Below are 16482 nucleotides of genomic sequence, written 5' to 3' on the forward strand. Positions count from 1 at the left end.
GTAGTTGCCATTATTGTTATTTAACTTCACTCATTGACTCTTTACGCTTCGATCATAACAGGGCCATGAAATCTATACCTGTAACGCTGGATAGCAAACCCATCATTACGTTCACGTAAGGAGCTTTAAATGAGAAACAAATTCCGTGGCACCCATTATCTGGCAATGAAAGACTTCACAGCGGAAGAGATACGTTATTTGGTAGAACTTGCGGCCGATTTAAAACGTAAATGGACGATGCGCGAACCTCATGAATACCTGAAAGGGAAAACGTACGGCATGATTTTTGAAAAGAAATCGACCCGTACTCGTAACTCTTTCCATGCTGCGGCGACGGCGCTGGGCGCCCAGTCAATTTATCTGCGTCCTGATGAAATGCAATTAAGCCGTGGCGAACCCATTAAAGATACCGCCCGAATTATCGATCGCTACTTTGACGGTTTATATATCCGTACCTTTGGCCAGGAAATTGTCGAAGAGTTTGCAAAATACATGAAGAACCCGGTTATTAACGCCCTGACGGCGCTTGAGCACCCCTGCCAGGGGCTGGCGGATTTGCTGACGATTAAAGAAAAAATGGGTGACTGGAAAGGAGTCAAAGTGTGTTACGCCGGGGATGTTTATAACGTGTGTCACTCGCTGATGATTGGATCTGCGATGGTTGGGATGGATATTTATGTCGCCGCGCCGAAAGCCTATAAACCTGCGCCGGAAATCCTTGAATGTGCGCAAAAACATGCGGCAGCTAACGGCTCCAGGGTCATTGTCACCGAAGATTTTGATGAAGCGCTGCGCAATGCGGATGTGGTTTATGGCAATACCTGGCACAGCATGGGTGAAAACGAGGAACAGAAAGAAAAACGCATACACGATTTTATGCCCTATCAGATCAATGCGCAGGCGATGGCGAAAGCGCGTAAGAACGCCATTTTCATGCATTGCCTACCCGGTTATCGCGGAGAAGATATGACGGATGAGGTCATTGAAGGCGCGCAATCCGTGGTCTGGGATCAAGGTAAAAACCGAATGCATACCGTTAAAGCCGTACTGGTCGCCACCTCCTTGTAACGGTAATAAAGCGTTTCTAATCCGCTCATCTCCTTCCTGTCATCTTCGCCTTAAACAGGAAGGAGGAGAGGCTCGACAGGAGTCAGATATGAACCAACCCACTTCGTCTGAACACGGCCAGCTAAAAAAAGTCATTACCTTCAAAGGCTTTCTCGGCATGGGCATCGGCTGCGTTTTTGGCGCGTCATGGCTGGTGCTTACCGGCGTATGGCTGGACACGGCCGGCGGTCCGCTTAATGTGGTCATCGCGATTATTTTGTGCCTGGTGATTGAGCTTCCTCTGGCGCTGGCTTATCTGGAGGCTATCTCTACCGTACCGCTTGCGGGCGGAGAAGCCGCTTACGCTTATCTCGCATTCGGTAGTTTCGCCGCCATGATTGCCGGCTGGTTCGGTGTCCTGGTCAATATTATCTTATGCGCATGGGAGGCTATCGCCATCACAACGATGGTGGGCTATCTCATTCCCACGTTGAAAACCATGATGCCGCTTTATGCCGTTGGCGGCAGTACAGTGACCGGGCCATTCTTGCTGTTGGGGCTGATTTTAGTGTTTGGCATCGGGTTAATGCAGCATCGCGGCGTGAAAATGTCCTCTGCATTACAAACGGGTATCACGGTTACCGTTCTGACGTTGGTGATTATTTCATTGGCGGTATGCGTTGCGCATAGTGATGTAAATAACCTCAAGCCGCTACAAACCCGACCCACAGTCGAGGGCGTCGTCGCATTGCTTGCGCTGTTGCCATTTTCCATCGCGGGGTGGGAAACCATCGCCAAAGGTGCGGAAGAAGCTTCAGCGACGTTGAGTCGCCAGCGTACGGCGCTCGCGCTGATCGTTTCCGTGGTCTTTGCCACATTCATGTACTTGATTACTGTATTGGTGCCAGCGGCAATCGTGCCATGGCAATCGCTGTTGAATACGGATATTCCGTTTGCTAATGCGTCAAGGGAAGTGACAGGCACGGTCGCCTGGGGATATTGCCTGACGGCAGCGGCATGTTGCGGTGTCGTCGGCGTCTATAACGCCTGTTTTTATGGCGCTACGCGCTTATTAATGTACCTGAGCCAGGTGGGGCTGATCCCTGCTGCGTTCTCGCGACTGCATCCTGTCTATAAAACGCCGACTACCGCGATTCTTTTTGTTTCGAGTATTGCGGCTGCCGCCTGTTTTCTGGGCAAAGCGGTATTTATTCCGCTGGTTACCGTCGCGGCATTTTCCTACATCGTGCTCTGGGGATCGACGCTCTTTTCAGTCATTCGCTTACGCAAAATCCGTCCGAATTTGCCGCGCCCGTTGCCTGTGCCTGGCGGCAAAGTAGTGATGTGCCTGGGCGTAATCATGACACTCCTGATGGCCTGCGCCATGTTGGTTCCCGGAAGCCCGGCGGCGTTGAAATGGCCGTACGAATATTTACTGTTGGGTTTCTTTCTGATTATCGGCATTGCACTTTATTTGTGCCGGGATAGATCCCTGTCAGATAACGAACAGGCCCGGCGCATTTTAGAAAATATCTCTGAAATCTAATCCATTCGGCAATGAAAGGGTATTTCGCCCATTGTCATTTAAGGAGTCAGAAATGAATAAACATTATGTTAAAGATGCCACCAGCCGTTTAAAAAAAGTGCTGTTATGTCCACCGGATTATTTTTCATTTCAGCCGATCAATGTCATTACGGAGGACTGGATCGAAAAAGGCGAAAGCGCAGATATTAGCGCGTTTAAGCGCGAACATGCTGAGCTGGTTCAGGCGTACCGGGAAAATGGCGTCGAAGTGGTATTCATGGATCCCGATCCTGAGTTGCCTTATGAAGTGTATGCCCGCGACTTTGGGGCGTGCGTTAAAGAAGGCTTTATCATGGGCGCATTTCGTGAACCTTGCCGTAAAGGGGAGACGCAACAATACGAAGCTAAAATGAAAGCGCTGGGTATACCCTGTGTTGCGCGTTGCACGGCTGGCGCATTTGAGGGTGGGGATTTTTGGATGATCGACGAGCACACTATTGCCCATGGCGTCGTCGCCAGAACCGATCTGGATGGTTTTAAAAACGTTGAGCGCCAGATGTGGGAATTAGGCTACACCATGGTGCCAATTTTTTGCCAGCGCGAAAACCTGCATCTGGATATGTGTTTTAATATCGTGGCGGAAAAAGTCGCTGTAATTTGCAGGGCGGCGTTGCCGTGGCAATTTATTAATTTGCTTGAGCGGCGCGGGTTTACTTTGATTGATATTCCGCAGGAAGGCGTGTTCCGTCATCATTGTAATTTACAGGCATTGGGCGACGGTCGTGTGTTGACATTCGAAAATAATAAAGCAGTGAATCAGCAGATGCGTTGTTTAGGGCTTTCGACTATCGAACCTGGACTTGAACAGATCCTGAAAGGCGGGGGCGGGCCACACTGTATGACGTTCCCGCTTGAAAGGGAATAACGCTAATCAGCAATCTGAATAAAGGCGGGGCGGACGCCGGCGCGTCTGCCTGCGCCTGACAATAACAGTCTGTTCAACAGGAATAATTTCCTTAACAACGTTATATCGATCGGGAAGAAATAGATGAGACTTGCTATCGCATTAGGGGGCAATGCATTATTGCGCCGCAGCGAACCTATGACGGCGGAAAATCAACGCGCCAACATAGCGCTTGCCTGTAAAGCCATTGCCCGCGTAGGGAAAAAACACGATGTCATTTTAAGCCATGGCAATGGGCCTCAGGTAGGATTGCTGGCATTACAGGCTGAAGCCTATTCTGAGAAAGTGACGCCCTATCCCTTTGATATTCTTGGTGCCGAAAGTCAGGGAATGATTGGCTATATGTTTGTTCAGGCATTGCGCAATGAGATGCCGAACAGAGAAATCGTGGCGGTGATAACCCAGGTCGCTGTGAATAAAAACGATCCGGCCATTAATGACCCCTCAAAATTTATCGGGCCGGTTTATACCAAAGACGAAGCAGAACAGATTTCACGGCAAAAAGGATGGATAATTAAACCTGATGGCCATTATTATCGGCGGGTAGTACCCAGTCCCCGCCCGGAATCGATCGTAGAAATTGCTTCAATCCGCACATTAGTTAATAACGGCGCTGTTGTGGTCGCTGGCGGTGGCGGCGGTGTTCCGGTAATTATTAACGGCGACCGGGAACAGGGATTTGAAGCGGTTATTGATAAAGATCTCTGTTGCAGTCTGCTGGCCCGTGAACTGAATGCCGATATATTGATTCTGGCTACCGATGTAAAATGTGTATTTGTTAATTTCGGGATGCCGGATGCTAAAGCCATTAAAGCCGCCAACCCTAAAGCGCTTTACGAATTAAAATTTGCTGCGGGATCGATGGCACCTAAAATTCAGGCAACGTGTGAATTTTCGCTGATTACCGGTAAAAAAGCAATAATTGGCGCGCTGGATGATATTGAACACATGGTCGAGGGGACAGCGGGAACGACCATTAGTAATGAGATTAAAGGCATTATTTATTATTAACTGCGCGTCATATTGGTATCTCTTAATATGCATGCTGAACGCTTCAGTATTAATGAAAATGTGAGGAATGCTTTCGAAAAAGACACTCAGGTATGGAAGCATTCCTGAACGTATAAGGGAAGGGCTATGACGATTGATTACATTGTTATTGCAATCTATCTGTCAGTCATTCTGGGCGTAGGCTGGCTTGGCTGGTTTAAGGCGAAAACAAGGGAGGATTATTCCGTGGCGGGCCGACAGTTAGGCCCGGTGCTGTTTACCAGTACGATGGCGGCAACAATACTGGGCGGCGCGTCTACCATAGGCACTATCGGGCTGGGGTATCGGTATGGTATTTCCGGATTATGGCTACCTGCCAGCCTGGGATTCGGCATTATCGGACTTAGCCTGTTTATGGTTTCTCCGCTTATCCGCCTTAAATTGCATACGGTGACGCAAATTCTGGCTTTGCGCTATCGCCCCTCGGTCAAGCTTGTGGGCAGTATAGTGATGATGATTTATGACCTGATGGTAGCGGTAACCTCAACCATTGCCATCGGTAATGTCCTGAGCACGCTCTTAAAAATTTCCATGGTGGAAGCGATTTGGGGCGGGGGCGCTGTTGTGGTGGCCTATGCCGTATTAGGCGGGATGTGGTCACTCGCCCGAACCGACATTTTGCAATTCACGCTAAAAACTCTGGGGCTACTGTTTGTTTTGATGCCGCTCAGCGTTATTCATGCTGGCGGATGGAGGCACATGGCAGCGGTGTTGCCGGCGCACTATTTTAGTCTCACAGCAATCGGCCTGCCGACCATCACCACCTATTTTCTTATCTATTCTTTAGGCATTTTGATTGGCCAGGACATTTGGCAGCGAGCTTTTACGGCGCGCAGTGGGAGCGTCGCAAAATGGGGTGGATTAACCGCCGGGATATACTGCATCCTCTGGGGGGTGATGGGGGGCGTAATCGGCATGTCGGCTCGGGTTTATCTGCCCGCGCTGGCGAACCCGGAATCGGCCTTTGTGGTGGCAATCGAAACCGTGTTGCCTGTAGGCATTAAAGGCGTGGTCATTGCCGCCGCGCTGGCAGCGCTGATGTCTACCGCCAGCGCATGCATGATGGCGACGTCGACTATCGCCATTTATGATGTGTATACCGCCATCGCGGGTAAGGAGAAATGTTCCATTATTATCGATCGGCTATCGACGCTGATCGTTGGCATAATCATGTTGCTGATCGCCAGCCTGATCGGCAATGTGGTGGCGGCGTTGACGGTGGCGTATAACCTGCTGGTTGGCGCATTGTTAATCCCGCTTATCGGTGCCGTATTCTGGAAAAGAGCGTCGTCGACCGGGGCAATCATCGCCATTCTTTTAGGTGGGATTACCGTGATTAGCTTCATTATTAACGATGGGTTACTCTCAAATAGCCCCATTTATTATGGGCTGGGAGTAAATCTTATTGCATTTATGGCCGGAAGCCTGCTGCGACCGGACCGCGTTTTTAAACCGCCGGTGTCGAGGTTGTGATACCCGGTTAAATAACAGAGAAGGGGGCTTAACGCCCCCTTTTGTTTATTTCAGTGCTTCCAGAGCGGCGTCGTAGTTCGGCTCGTGGGTGATTTCATTCACCAGTTCGCTGAATACCACTTCGTCCTGCTCGTTGATCACTACCACTGCGCGAGCGGTCAGGCCTTTCAGCGCGCCTTCTTCAATGCCCACGCCGTAATCCTGCTGGAATTGCGGGTTGCGCAGGGTGGACAGGGTGACGACGTTGCTCAGGCCTTCCGCACCGCAGAAGCGCGACTGGGCGAACGGCAGGTCAGCGGAGATGCACAGCACCACGGTGTTATCTACGCTGGTCGCCAGCTGGTTGAATTTACGCACTGACGCAGCGCACACGCCGGTATCAATGCTCGGGAAAATATTCAGGACCTTACGTTTGCCGGCGAATTGGCCAAGCGTAACGTCAGACAGATCTTTTGCCACCAGGCTGAAGGGCTGTGCTTTGCTACCTTGCGCCGGGATCTGACCGACTACGGATACCGGATTGCCCTGAAAATGAACGATTTGTGACATAGTTATCTTCCTGTTTACATATAGTTAACGTCGCCGACAGTGTATGCCATCATGCAAGCGTTGAATATAAAAAACTGATTCGGCGGCCGGTAAATTCGCTCGCTATAATGGAGCAAACCATTGGAGAGGCTAAATAAATGCGCAGCGTAAAGGTCTATCAGGAATCCTGGCCCCTGCATTCGCCGTTCGTTATTTCACGCGGGACGCGCAATGAAGCGGTGGTTGTGGTGGTGGAAATCGAGCAGGACGGCGTGAAGGGCGTGGGGGAATGTACCCCTTATCCGCGCTATGGCGAGAGTGTTGAATCAGTAATGGCGCAAATCATGACCGTGGTGGAACCGCTGGAAGCCGGTGCCAGCCGCGAGTCGCTCCAGACGCTGCTCCCCGCCGGTGCAGCGCGCAACGCGCTGGACTGCGCGCTGTGGGATCTTGAGGCGCGCCGGGCAGGGAAACCGCTGAGCGGGCTGCTGGGCGTCACGCTGCCGGAATTTGTCCTGACCGCGCAAACCGTCAGTATCGGCACGCCGGAGCAGATGGCGAGTTCGGCGGCGGTACTGTGGGACAAAGGCGCGCGGCTGCTGAAAATCAAGCTCGACGATCGGTTGATTACCGAACGGATGGTGGCGATCCGCGCTGCTGTACCCAACGCGACGCTGATTGTTGATGCTAACGAATCCTGGTCCGCCGATGGCCTGGCGGCGCGCTGCCAGCTGCTGGCGGATCTGGGCGTGGCGATGCTGGAGCAGCCGCTGCCAGCGGCGGAAGACAGCCAGCTGGAGAATTTTATCCATTCGCTGCCGATCTGCGCCGATGAAAGTTGCCACACCCGGGCATCGCTGGCGGGGCTGGCGCGGCGTTATGAGATGGTCAATATCAAGCTGGATAAAACCGGCGGCCTGACCGAGGCGCTGCTGTTAAGCGAGGCGGCGCGGGAACAGGGTTTTGAAGTGATGCTCGGCTGCATGCTGTGCACCTCCCGGGCCATCAGCGCCGCCCTGCCGCTAAGCGTGCAGGCGCGTTTCGCCGATCTCGACGGCCCCACGTGGCTGGCGGTGGACGTGGAGCCGGCGCTTAATTTCTCAACCGGGGCAATTCACCTGTAAGGCTGCCAGTGCAGCAGCGCCGTCATGGCGTCAAGATAGCGCTCGCTGGCGTCGTCGGCGGAAATGGGCGGGAATTCGGCGGTGATGCAGGGCAGATTGATGTCTGCGCACCAGCTGCCGAAGGAGCCGGGAGTGGCGTAGCCGACGCTGGTGACCAGCGGTAAATCGAACGCCTGCGCCAGCCACTGCCCGAGGGCGCTGCTGCCCGGATCTTCAATGCAGGCCAGCGGATCGTGAAACGACACTACCCAGCGTGGCGCAATCTGATGGATCAGCTGGCACAGCGCCACGGTTTCCGGCTCTGAACCGGGTTTATCGCCGGTAGATAACACCACATCGCGCTTATCCGCCGCGCTGTTCCAGCGATACACCGTGTCGCCCGCCTTCCAGTTAGCCGCCGGAAAGTTGCGGTTTAAATCCACACCGTGCGCATTGGCGCGTAAGCCAAGCTGGCAACCGTCGGGATTAACCGCCAGCACCACATGATGCTGACGATGTTTCGGCTCCAGGGCGCGCAGGGCGCAGGAGAGCGTCACCACGGCGGCGTTTTCATCGCCGTGGGTACCCGCCAGGATCAGTCCGGCATTTTCACTGGCCTCCGGGGCCGGGAACCACAGCAGCGGCGCGCCTAATACGCTTTTTCCGTAGCGTTCCGCGCCAGGAGGGAAATGGCCGCGCTGCGAGCGAGGGCGTAACGTCGTCATAGCTATCTTTCCTTGAAGGGGTGATGAGATGAGTGTTGAGCAAAAGCGCCGGGAAATCAACTGCCTGCGCCTGTCCACATTTCTGAAGATAAATCACCGTCGGCGTTTGCATTTCATTACGTCAAAACAAATAATTAACGCCAATTAATAATCAGCTGGCCGCCTGTAAAGACGCGTCGGTATCGTTGAGTTTAGGGGGTTGGAATGAAATTTCCGGTGCGTATCGCAACTGGCGTGTTACTGGCGGGGAGTGCCTTAACACCTGCCGTTGCGGCGGACGTTCCGCAGGGCACGGTGCTGGCGGAGAAACAGGAACTGGTGCGCCATATCAAAGATGAACCGGCCTCGCTGGATCCGGTTAAGGCGGTGGGGCTGCCGGAAATTCAGGTGATCCGCGATCTGTTTGAAGGGCTGGTTAACCAGAACGAGAAGGGCGAACTGACGCCGGGCGTAGCCACCAAATGGCAGAGTAGCGACAATCGCGTCTGGACCTTCAGCCTGCGCAGCGATGCCCGCTGGTCCGACGGTACGCCAGTTACCGCGCAGGATTTCGTGTACAGCTGGCAACGGCTGGTCGACCCTAAAAACACCTCGCCTTTTGCCTGGTTCGCCGCGCTGGCGGGCATCACTAACGCCCAGGCGATTATCGATGGCAAAATGCCTGCCGACAAACTGGGCGTGTCTGCGCCCGACGCCGCTACGTTGCGGGTGGAGCTGGACAAGCCGGTGCCGTATTTCCCGAACCTGACGGCCAACTTCTCACTCTATCCCACCCCGAAAGCCGCCATTGAAAAGTGGGGCGGCGAATGGACTAAGCCTGGCAATCTGGTGGGTAACGGCGCGTACACTCTGACCGAGCGGGTAGTGAACGAAAAGCTGGTGGCGACGCCGAATAAAAACTACTGGGACAACGGCAAAACGGTGATTAGCAAAGTCACGTTTATCCCGATTAACCAGGAGTCCGCCGCGACTAAACGCTATCTGGCGGGTGATATCGACATCACTGAATCCTTCCCGAAAAACATGTATCAGAAGCTGCTGAAGGATATTCCCGGCCAGGTGTATACGCCGCCGCAGCTTGGCACCTATTACTATGCGTTTAATACCCAGAAAGGCCCGACGGCGGATCAGCGCGTCAGGCTGGCGCTGAGTATGACCATCGATCGGCGCATTATGGCGGAAAAAGTGCTCGGCACCGGGGAGAAACCGGCCTGGCGATTCACGCCGGACGTCACGGCGGACTTCAAACCAACGCCGTCGATGTTTGAGGAGATGAGCCAGCAGGAGCTGAACGCGCAGGCTAAAACCCTGCTTCAGGCCGCTGGCTACGGCCCGAACAAGCCGCTTAAACTGACGCTGCTGTATAACACCTCTGAAAACCACCAGAAAATCGCTATTGCGGTGGCCTCGATGTGGAAAAAGAATCTCGGAGTAGACGTGAAGCTGCAAAACCAGGAATGGAAAACGTACATCGATAGCCGCAATACCGGCAATTTCGATGTGATCCGCGCCTCCTGGGTAGGGGATTATAACGAGCCGTCGACCTTCCTTTCCCTGTTGACCTCGACCCACAGCGGCAATATCTCGCGTTTCAACGATCCGGCATATGACAAAGTGCTGGAGCAGGCCAGCCGTGAAAATACTTTGCAAGCGCGTAACAGCGATTACAACCAGGCGGAAAAAATCATCGCTGAAAAAGCGCCGATTGCGCCGATTTATCAATACACCAACGGACGTTTAATCAAGCCCTGGGTTAAAGGCTATCCGATCAATAACCCGGAAGACGTGGCTTATACCCGCACGATGTACCTGATTAAACACTAGTTTCCTCTCTCTTTTCCTTTCTCTCATACACTGCCGGCGCGAAAAACTCGCGCCAGGCTCTTTTCATCACCCAAAAACATGTTATGTTATATTATAACTTTTTCTGGGAATGTAAGAGGGACGTATTTTGGCAGGTCAATTTTCTAAAATCGCTGTGGCGCTGGGCGCGCTTGTTTTGAGCGGGCACGCGCTGGCACATGGGCATTCACACGGCAAGCCGCTGTCTGAGATGGAGCAGAAAGCCGCCGGGGGCGTGTTTGATAATAAAGACGTAAAAGACCGTAATCTGTCCGACTGGGACGGTGTCTGGCAGTCGGTTTACCCGTATTTGCAGAGTGGCGATCTGGACCCGGTCTTCAGGAAGAAAGCCGAAAAGGACAAGACCAAAACCGCCGGGGAAATTAAGGAGTACTACCGTAAAGGGTATGTCACTGATGTGGAAATGATCGGCATCGAAAACGGCGTGATGGAATTCCATGTCGGCGACAAAGTCAACGCCTGTAAATACGATTACGCCGGACATAAGATCCTGACCTATAAATCCGGCAAAAAAGGCGTGCGCTATCTGTTTGAGTGTAAAGACGCCAGCAGCCAGGCACCGAAATTCGTTCAGTTCAGCGATCACATCATCGCGCCGCGTAAGTCCACGCATTACCACATCTTTATGGGCAACACGTCCCAGGAAGCGCTGCTGGAAGAGATGGACAACTGGCCGACCTATTACCCGTACCAGCTCACCAAAGAGCAGGTGGTGGATGAGATGTTGCACCACTGATTGTTGTCAACACCAGGTATGGGCCGCTCGCGTAGAGCGGCCTTTTTTATTCAGCGCGAGGGGAGGTAAGGTAAAGGGAATGCCGCGAGGGGATGATCAAGCCTGGCGTTATGCGCGCCCTGAATTTCGGCCACGATGACCTGATAACCTTTAATCCATTTCTGGCTCTGGCCTTTGGCTTTTTTATGGCTGATTTCGGTCATTAGCTTGTCCATGTCTTCGCGATTGTGCCAGTAGTAGTTATTGATGGTTTTCCCGCTGGCCGTGTCCGTCACGCTTTCCATGCCAATAAATCCTGGTAACGAAAGGGTGTAGGATTCAATCAGCGCATCAAGCTGGTAAAACTCATCGTCATACTCTTTCTTTTCAAAAATAAAACTGCTGAGAAACAGGCTCATTTGTTTGGCCTCGGTTAGTGGTGAAATTCTGCCACCGTCATGGTGAATACCAGACGGGTACTGTGTTCGTTAGCGTAGCGATGCGCGGCTTCGGTTTTTGCCACCGCGGAGCTGCCGCTCTGCAACACGCTAACGTTTTCCCCCACGGTTAAGGTCAATACGCCTTCTTCAACGTGAAACAGTTCAAAGGTGCCCACAGGGTGCCCCGGGGAAGTAAAGGCCTCGCCCGGCTCCAGCACCCAGCGCCACAGTTCAATCATCGTCGGACCCGCAGTTCCTGCCAGCAGACGCGCGTTGCCGCCGTTAGTGCCTTCCCAGAGAACCGGGATTTTCTCCGCGTCGATGACATGGATCGCCGGTTCGCTGGAGACGTTGACGATATCCGCCACCGATACGCCCAGCGCGGCGGACAATTTGCACAGAATGGCGATGCTGGGATTAGCGCTGCCTTTTTCGATTTCCACCAACATGCCTTTGCTCACCGTGGCGCGACGTGAAAGCTCATCGAGAGACAGTTTTTTCTCTTTGCGATACGCCTTAATGCGGCTTGCCACGGCCTGATTCACCTGCGAAACATCGGCACCTTGTTCGGTCGTTATATTGACTTTCTCAGCCATCGGTCATTACCATGATACAAAATAGTCGATATATAATTATCCAATGCTTTCCGTTATTCCGTCAATGGATTCCGCGCTGGAAGAGGCGGGCGACAGGCTCATCGCGCTGCCTGAACAACTGATGCCGGGAATGAAACATCATCGCCAGCTAATTAGCGTGGCGGATGGTGTGCGCTGATACTTTCAGCCCATGCTTAAAGGCAAATCCCGGAAACCCGATATACTTACTGGTCTGTGAGGCGGTATGGAAAATCGATCGGCAGCTGACGACTGTAAACACGACTATTAAGCGTAACGCTTGAGGAGGCGGTGATGGCATCGGGTTGGGCTAATGATGATGCAGTTCAACAACAGATAGACAGTACCATTGAAGACGCGATTTCACGCGCGCGCCAGGATTTAACTTCGGGAGAAAGCCTGACGCACTGCGAAGAGTGCGGCGAGCCGATTCCTGAAGCCCGCCAAAAAGCGGTGCCTGGCGTTCGGCTGTGCATCAATTGCCAACAAAAGGCGGATGCGGAAAAGCAACGCTTCTCAGGCTACAACCGCCGTGGCTCTAAAGACAGCCAGTTGCGTTAGTCTTTATCGCGCGCAACATCATATTCATTCCAGCGATTACGTCCGCTCTCTTTGGCCTGATAGAGCGCCGCGTCGGCCTGAGCGATAAATACTGTACCTGACATATCGGGTTTCCAGACGGAAATCCCCTGGCTTACCGTAACGTGCTGACTCACCGGCGAGGCGGCATGTTTAATCGCCAGGTTTTCCAGCCGCCATGCCAGCCGACGCGCCACCCGGTGTGCGGCCTCGCTGCCGCCGCCGGGCAACAGGATCGCAAACTCTTCACCGCCCAGACGCGCCACGCTGTCGCCCCGTTTGCGTACCGCGCTTTTCAGCTGATTCGCCACTTCTTTCAGGCAGATATCTCCTGCCTGGTGGCCATAATGGTCGTTGAAGCGTTTAAAGTGATCGACGTCCACCATGATCATCGCCAGTTCTCCGCCGGTCTGGCTGGCTTCATGGATGGCGTTATCCAGTTGTTGCTGAAAATTGCGCCGGTTAGCGATGCCGGTTAGCGGATCGTAGCTCGCCAGGGTTTCCAGTTGCTTAATCAAATCACGTTTTTCCTGACCGCGCCGCAGCGCCAGCAGAAACCAGCTGTTGAGCATCCGGCGGCCCGATTCCAGCAGCGCCGCCAGCAGCAGCCACAGTACCGCATTAAGCGCGGTGGGGCTTTGGTCGTAAACAAAGGCGCTGACCAGAATCGATAGCCAGATGGGCACAATAAACGTGAGCAGCACGCGCGCATCGAAATAGAGCGAAATCAGTGCAGTGAACAGCAGCAACCCTGCCAGCGGAAAAATAACCCGCATATCGCCGCTGGCGATAAACACATAGAAAGAAATAGCCCAGGCCAGGCTTAAAAATAACACCGTGCCTTTAGCTAACTGGCTCAGCCAGACCGCTTCGCGATCGGGTGCCATGCGTAAAATAAACAGCACGCTGGACGAGGCGGCGAGTACCAGCACCATTGCGCTTTCCAGCACATGGTGAGGATGATGCAGCACGGCGACCAGATGCTCCGGCGAAAAGTAGTTACGCCCCAGTATAAATAGCGAAAACAGGATGTTTACCCACAGAAACCAGCTTGCGCTGACGGTAATCGCCTGGCGGCGCATTTCTGCGGCGTGAAGTTCAAAATTGAGGCAGCGTGGCTGTTTATCAGTCACTCAAAGCTCCTGGTAAAAGAAAATAAAAGAATTTATTTCATTGGATTAGGCGATTTTTATTACATATGTTAACCGTTTGCTTTCGTTATGAGCAAACGGTATGGCATCACCGGGCAGCCTCTTGCCAGCCGGAGGCAGAAGGCTAGACTGACACCATTGCCCGGTCAACTCAGGAGGCTCACGTGCAGGCGATAAAGGGATCGGAACTGAATGTACCGGATGCGGTATTTGCATGGATACTGGATGGAAAAGGCGGGGTTAAGCCGCTGGAAAACGACGACACCATTGATAAAGAGCATCCTTGCTGGCTGCATCTCAACTATACCCACTCCGAAAGCGCGCAATGGCTGGCGACCACGCCGCTGCTGCCAAATACCGTGCGCGATGCTCTGGCAGGAGAAAGCACCCGCCCGCGCGTGACCCGCATGGGAGACGGTACGCTGATCACGCTGCGCTGCATTAACGGCAGTACCGACGAACGCCCGGACCAGCTGGTGGCGATGCGCCTGTATATGGACGAGCGGCTGATTGTTTCCACCCGCCAGCGTAAAGTGCTGGCGCTGGACGACGTCGTTCAGGATCTCAACGACGGCACCGGGCCGACGGACGGCGGCAGCTGGCTGGTGGACATCTGCGACGCGCTAACCGATCACGCCAGCGAATTTATTGAAGAGTTGCACGATAAGATCATCGATCTGGAAGACAATCTGCTGGATCAGCAGATCCCGCCGCGCGGTTTTCTGGCGCTATTACGCAAACAGCTGATTGTAATGCGCCGCTATATGGCACCGCAGCGCGACGTGTATGCGCGGCTGGCCAGCGAGCGTTTGCCGTGGATGACCGACGATCATCGCCGCAGAATGCAGGATATCGCCGACCGGCTGGGGCGAGGGCTGGATGAAATCGACGCCTGTATTTCACGTACCGCCATCATGGCCGATGAAATCGCCCAGGTGATGCAGGAGTCGCTGGCGCGCCGGACCTATACCATGTCGCTGATGGCAATGGTGTTTTTACCCAGCACCTTTTTGACCGGTTTGTTCGGCGTTAACCTGGGCGGTATTCCAGGCGGCGACTGGCGGTTAGGTTTTAGCCTGTTTTGCCTGATGTTAGTGGTGCTGATTGGCGGTGTTACCTGGTGGTTGCATCGCAGTAAATGGCTGTAAAAATTCACATTTTTAACAATATTGGAACCTTTTAAAGCGTTTCTTATTGAGCGAAGTCAATAAAAAAAGCGCCTACTGCGGGCAAACTCTCTCTTGCAGGTGAATGCAACGTCAAGCGATGGGCGTTGCGCTCCATATTGTCTTACTTCCTTTTTTGAATTACTGCATAGCACAATTTAATTCGTACGACGCCGACTCTAATCAGTCGGCTTTTTTTTTGCCAGCCGGAAAGGGGCATCTACGCTTAAGGAGTACAGCCACTTCCGGAGGTAATGATGATCAACACCATGAGCGACCCGGTTCCTACCGATCCCGTTCCGGTCCCGGACCCGATTCCGCGGCCTCAGCCCATCCCTGAACCCACGCCCGATCCGGGTCCAATCCTGGCCGCGCCGCCGCAGCGCTAAAAAAACGCCCTCGTAACAGAGGGCGATTTGCTTATTTCACTTCGACGATATCCAGTCGATTACTGATATCCAGTTGTTCATCCTCTTCCGGCTGCCAGCCCACCGGTTGCATCGGAATCTCATCGCGGTCAAATGCCAGATCGCCGCCGTCCACCACGTCGCTACCGTGAGTGATGGCTTTAAAGTCAAACAGGTTGATATCGCTGAGGTGCGACGGCACCACGTTTTGCATGGCGCTGAACATGGTCTCAATGCGCCCCGGGTAGCGTTTATCCCAGTCGCGCAGCATATCGGCGATCACCTGGCGCTGAAGGTTAGGCTGCGAGCCGCACAGATTGCACGGAATAATCGGATACGCTTTCGCTTCGGCAAAGCGCTCGATGTCTTTTTCGCGGCAGTAGGCCAGCGGACGGATGACGATATGTTTGCCGTCATCGCTCATCAGCTTCGGCGGCATGCCTTTCATCTTCCCGCCGTAGAACATATTCAGGAACAGGGTTTGCAGGATGTCGTCACGGTGATGGCCGAGGGCGATTTTAGTGGCACCCAGTTCCGTGGCGGTACGATACAAAATACCGCGCCGCAGACGGGAGCAGAGCGAACAGGTGGTTTTGCCTTCCGGGATTTTATCTTTAACGATCCCATAGGTGTTTTCTTCGACGATTTTGTACTCAACGCCGATGCTTTCCAGATATTGCGGCAGCACGTGCTCCGGGAAACCTGGCTGTTTCTGGTCGAGGTTAACCGCCACCAGGCTGAAGCTAATCGGTGCGCTTTGTTGCAGATTGCGCAAAATCTCCAGCATGGTGTAGCTGTCTTTGCCGCCCGACAGGCAAACCATAATCCGGTCGCCGTCTTCGATCATATTGAAATCGGCAATGGCTTCGCCGACGTTACGGCGCAGGCGCTTCTGGAGTTTGTTCAAATTGTATTGCGTTTTTTTATCAATCTGCTGGTTATCTTGCATAGTTGGCGTGACCGGTTGATTCAGGGACGATACGGAGTGCCTCCGTATCCGTTGCTTCAGTCGCATAGCGTTGCGTGGCGTGTATGGTACGGATTACGACGGCGATTGCCAGCAGGATTTCGCATCATGCCTGGCATAACCGCAGATTGTGTGCAGACTTAACAGTCCCTAACCAACAACAGG

The 16482-nt window shown here is 53.4% G+C and carries 18 protein-coding genes; 12 read left to right on the forward strand and 6 right to left on the reverse strand.

Going from position 1 to position 16482, the window contains the following annotated elements:
* Positions 1-129 precede the first annotated feature (129 nt).
* From argF to FND52_RS03595, 5 genes are all read left to right on the forward strand, one after another.
* A complete protein-coding gene (gene argF, locus FND52_RS03575; RefSeq protein WP_144129350.1) occupies positions 130-1068 on the forward strand; it encodes an ornithine carbamoyltransferase in 939 nt (312 codons plus the stop codon).
* 88 nt (positions 1069-1156) lie between these two features.
* Complete coding sequence (locus tag FND52_RS03580; protein ID WP_144129352.1) at positions 1157-2593, forward strand: APC family permease; 1437 nt, start codon at positions 1157-1159, stop codon at positions 2591-2593.
* Positions 2594-2645: 52 nt separating this feature from the next.
* The gene (locus FND52_RS03585) at positions 2646-3497 is read left to right on the forward strand and encodes a dimethylarginine dimethylaminohydrolase family protein (RefSeq protein WP_125294398.1); all 852 of its coding nucleotides are present in this window, start codon (positions 2646-2648) and stop codon (positions 3495-3497) included.
* A 123-nt stretch (positions 3498-3620) separates the two neighbouring features.
* On the forward strand, positions 3621-4547 hold the full coding sequence (arcC, locus tag FND52_RS03590) for a carbamate kinase (RefSeq protein WP_144129354.1): 927 nt from the start codon (positions 3621-3623) through the stop codon (positions 4545-4547).
* A 126-nt stretch (positions 4548-4673) separates the two neighbouring features.
* A complete protein-coding gene (locus tag FND52_RS03595; protein WP_144129356.1) occupies positions 4674-6059 on the forward strand; it encodes a sodium:solute symporter family protein in 1386 nt (461 codons plus the stop codon).
* Positions 6060-6104: 45 nt separating this feature from the next.
* Here the strand turns inward: FND52_RS03595 and tpx are convergent, their stop codons facing one another.
* On the reverse strand, positions 6105-6608 hold the full coding sequence (gene tpx / locus FND52_RS03600; protein WP_125294401.1) for a thiol peroxidase: 504 nt from the start codon (positions 6606-6608) through the stop codon (positions 6105-6107).
* Between the two features lie 137 nt (positions 6609-6745).
* On the opposite strand from tpx, the gene ycjG reads away from it, so the two are divergent.
* Positions 6746-7711, forward strand: a complete 966-nt coding sequence (gene ycjG, locus FND52_RS03605; protein WP_144129358.1) for an L-Ala-D/L-Glu epimerase — start codon at positions 6746-6748, stop codon at positions 7709-7711.
* Here the strand turns inward: ycjG and mpaA are convergent.
* Positions 7702-8415, reverse strand: coding sequence for a murein tripeptide amidase MpaA (gene mpaA / locus FND52_RS03610; protein WP_144129360.1), 714 nt, complete (start codon positions 8413-8415; stop codon positions 7702-7704). The genes ycjG and mpaA overlap by 10 nt on opposite strands.
* A 204-nt stretch (positions 8416-8619) precedes the next feature.
* On the opposite strand from mpaA, the gene FND52_RS03615 reads away from it, so the two are divergent.
* Entirely contained in the window at positions 8620-10239 is a 1620-nt protein-coding gene (locus FND52_RS03615; RefSeq protein ID WP_144129362.1) for a peptide ABC transporter substrate-binding protein, read from the forward strand.
* A 127-nt stretch (positions 10240-10366) separates the two neighbouring features.
* Positions 10367-11014 carry a metal-binding protein ZinT gene (gene zinT / locus FND52_RS03620; protein WP_144129364.1) on the forward strand — a complete coding sequence of 216 codons (648 nt, stop codon included), beginning with the start codon at positions 10367-10369 and terminating at the stop codon, positions 11012-11014.
* Positions 11015-11064: 50 nt separating this feature from the next.
* Here zinT and FND52_RS03625 read toward each other — a convergent pair whose 3' ends face one another.
* Both FND52_RS03625 and FND52_RS03630 read right to left on the reverse strand, forming a co-directional pair.
* Positions 11065-11412, reverse strand: coding sequence for a hypothetical protein (locus FND52_RS03625; RefSeq protein ID WP_144129366.1), 348 nt, complete (start codon positions 11410-11412; stop codon positions 11065-11067).
* A 14-nt stretch (positions 11413-11426) separates the two neighbouring features.
* On the reverse strand, positions 11427-12029 hold the full coding sequence (locus FND52_RS03630) for an XRE family transcriptional regulator (protein ID WP_144129368.1): 603 nt from the start codon (positions 12027-12029) through the stop codon (positions 11427-11429).
* A gap of 43 nt (positions 12030-12072) precedes the next feature.
* Here FND52_RS03630 and FND52_RS22010 point away from each other — a divergent pair, with 43 nt between their 5' ends.
* Entirely contained in the window at positions 12073-12207 is a 135-nt protein-coding gene (locus tag FND52_RS22010) for a hypothetical protein (RefSeq protein ID WP_280114056.1), read from the forward strand.
* Between the two features lie 134 nt (positions 12208-12341).
* A complete protein-coding gene (locus tag FND52_RS03635) occupies positions 12342-12608 on the forward strand; it encodes a DksA/TraR family C4-type zinc finger protein (protein ID WP_125294408.1) in 267 nt (88 codons plus the stop codon).
* On the opposite strand, the gene FND52_RS03640 is transcribed toward FND52_RS03635, so the two are convergent.
* Positions 12605-13759: a GGDEF domain-containing protein gene (locus FND52_RS03640; RefSeq protein WP_144129370.1), complete on the reverse strand. Its 1155-nt coding sequence runs from the start codon at positions 13757-13759 to the stop codon at positions 12605-12607. The genes FND52_RS03635 and FND52_RS03640 overlap by 4 nt on opposite strands.
* A gap of 182 nt (positions 13760-13941) precedes the next feature.
* Here FND52_RS03640 and zntB point away from each other — a divergent pair, with 182 nt between their 5' ends.
* Positions 13942-14925 (forward strand): zinc transporter ZntB, encoded by a 984-nt coding sequence (gene zntB, locus FND52_RS03645; RefSeq protein ID WP_125294410.1) that lies wholly within the window; start codon positions 13942-13944, stop codon positions 14923-14925.
* Positions 14926-15197: 272 nt separating this feature from the next.
* Positions 15198-15332: a proline-rich small protein YnaL gene (gene ynaL / locus FND52_RS22070; protein ID WP_270915801.1), complete on the forward strand. Its 135-nt coding sequence runs from the start codon at positions 15198-15200 to the stop codon at positions 15330-15332.
* Between the two features lie 31 nt (positions 15333-15363).
* Here ynaL and ttcA read toward each other — a convergent pair whose 3' ends face one another.
* Positions 15364-16299, reverse strand: coding sequence for a tRNA 2-thiocytidine(32) synthetase TtcA (ttcA, locus tag FND52_RS03650; RefSeq protein ID WP_144129371.1), 936 nt, complete (start codon positions 16297-16299; stop codon positions 15364-15366).
* Positions 16300-16482 lie beyond the last annotated feature (183 nt).

It is taken from the genome of Atlantibacter subterraneus (assembly GCF_007570865.1).
GTDB lineage: Bacteria > Pseudomonadota > Gammaproteobacteria > Enterobacterales > Enterobacteriaceae > Atlantibacter > Atlantibacter subterraneus.

Excerpts from the sequence above, each read along its gene's own strand:
- ttcA (WP_144129371.1), bottom strand. The coding sequence starts at position 16,299 with ATGCAAGATAACCAGCAGATTGATAAAAAAACGCAATACAATTTGAAC.
- FND52_RS22010 (WP_280114056.1), top strand. The coding sequence starts at position 12,073 with ATGCTTTCCGTTATTCCGTCAATGGATTCCGCGCTGGAAGAGGCGGGC.
- ynaL (WP_270915801.1), top strand. The coding sequence starts at position 15,198 with ATGATGATCAACACCATGAGCGACCCGGTTCCTACCGATCCCGTTCCG.
- FND52_RS03630 (WP_144129368.1), bottom strand. The coding sequence starts at position 12,029 with ATGGCTGAGAAAGTCAATATAACGACCGAACAAGGTGCCGATGTTTCG.
- mpaA (WP_144129360.1), bottom strand. The coding sequence starts at position 8,415 with ATGACGACGTTACGCCCTCGCTCGCAGCGCGGCCATTTCCCTCCTGGC.
- ycjG (WP_144129358.1), top strand. The coding sequence starts at position 6,746 with ATGCGCAGCGTAAAGGTCTATCAGGAATCCTGGCCCCTGCATTCGCCG.
- FND52_RS03635 (WP_125294408.1), top strand. The coding sequence starts at position 12,342 with ATGGCATCGGGTTGGGCTAATGATGATGCAGTTCAACAACAGATAGAC.
- argF (WP_144129350.1), top strand. The coding sequence starts at position 130 with ATGAGAAACAAATTCCGTGGCACCCATTATCTGGCAATGAAAGACTTC.
- arcC (WP_144129354.1), top strand. The coding sequence starts at position 3,621 with ATGAGACTTGCTATCGCATTAGGGGGCAATGCATTATTGCGCCGCAGC.
- FND52_RS03615 (WP_144129362.1), top strand. The coding sequence starts at position 8,620 with ATGAAATTTCCGGTGCGTATCGCAACTGGCGTGTTACTGGCGGGGAGT.
- FND52_RS03625 (WP_144129366.1), bottom strand. The coding sequence starts at position 11,412 with ATGAGCCTGTTTCTCAGCAGTTTTATTTTTGAAAAGAAAGAGTATGAC.
- FND52_RS03595 (WP_144129356.1), top strand. The coding sequence starts at position 4,674 with ATGACGATTGATTACATTGTTATTGCAATCTATCTGTCAGTCATTCTG.
- tpx (WP_125294401.1), bottom strand. The coding sequence starts at position 6,608 with ATGTCACAAATCGTTCATTTTCAGGGCAATCCGGTATCCGTAGTCGGT.
- FND52_RS03580 (WP_144129352.1), top strand. The coding sequence starts at position 1,157 with ATGAACCAACCCACTTCGTCTGAACACGGCCAGCTAAAAAAAGTCATT.
- FND52_RS03585 (WP_125294398.1), top strand. The coding sequence starts at position 2,646 with ATGAATAAACATTATGTTAAAGATGCCACCAGCCGTTTAAAAAAAGTG.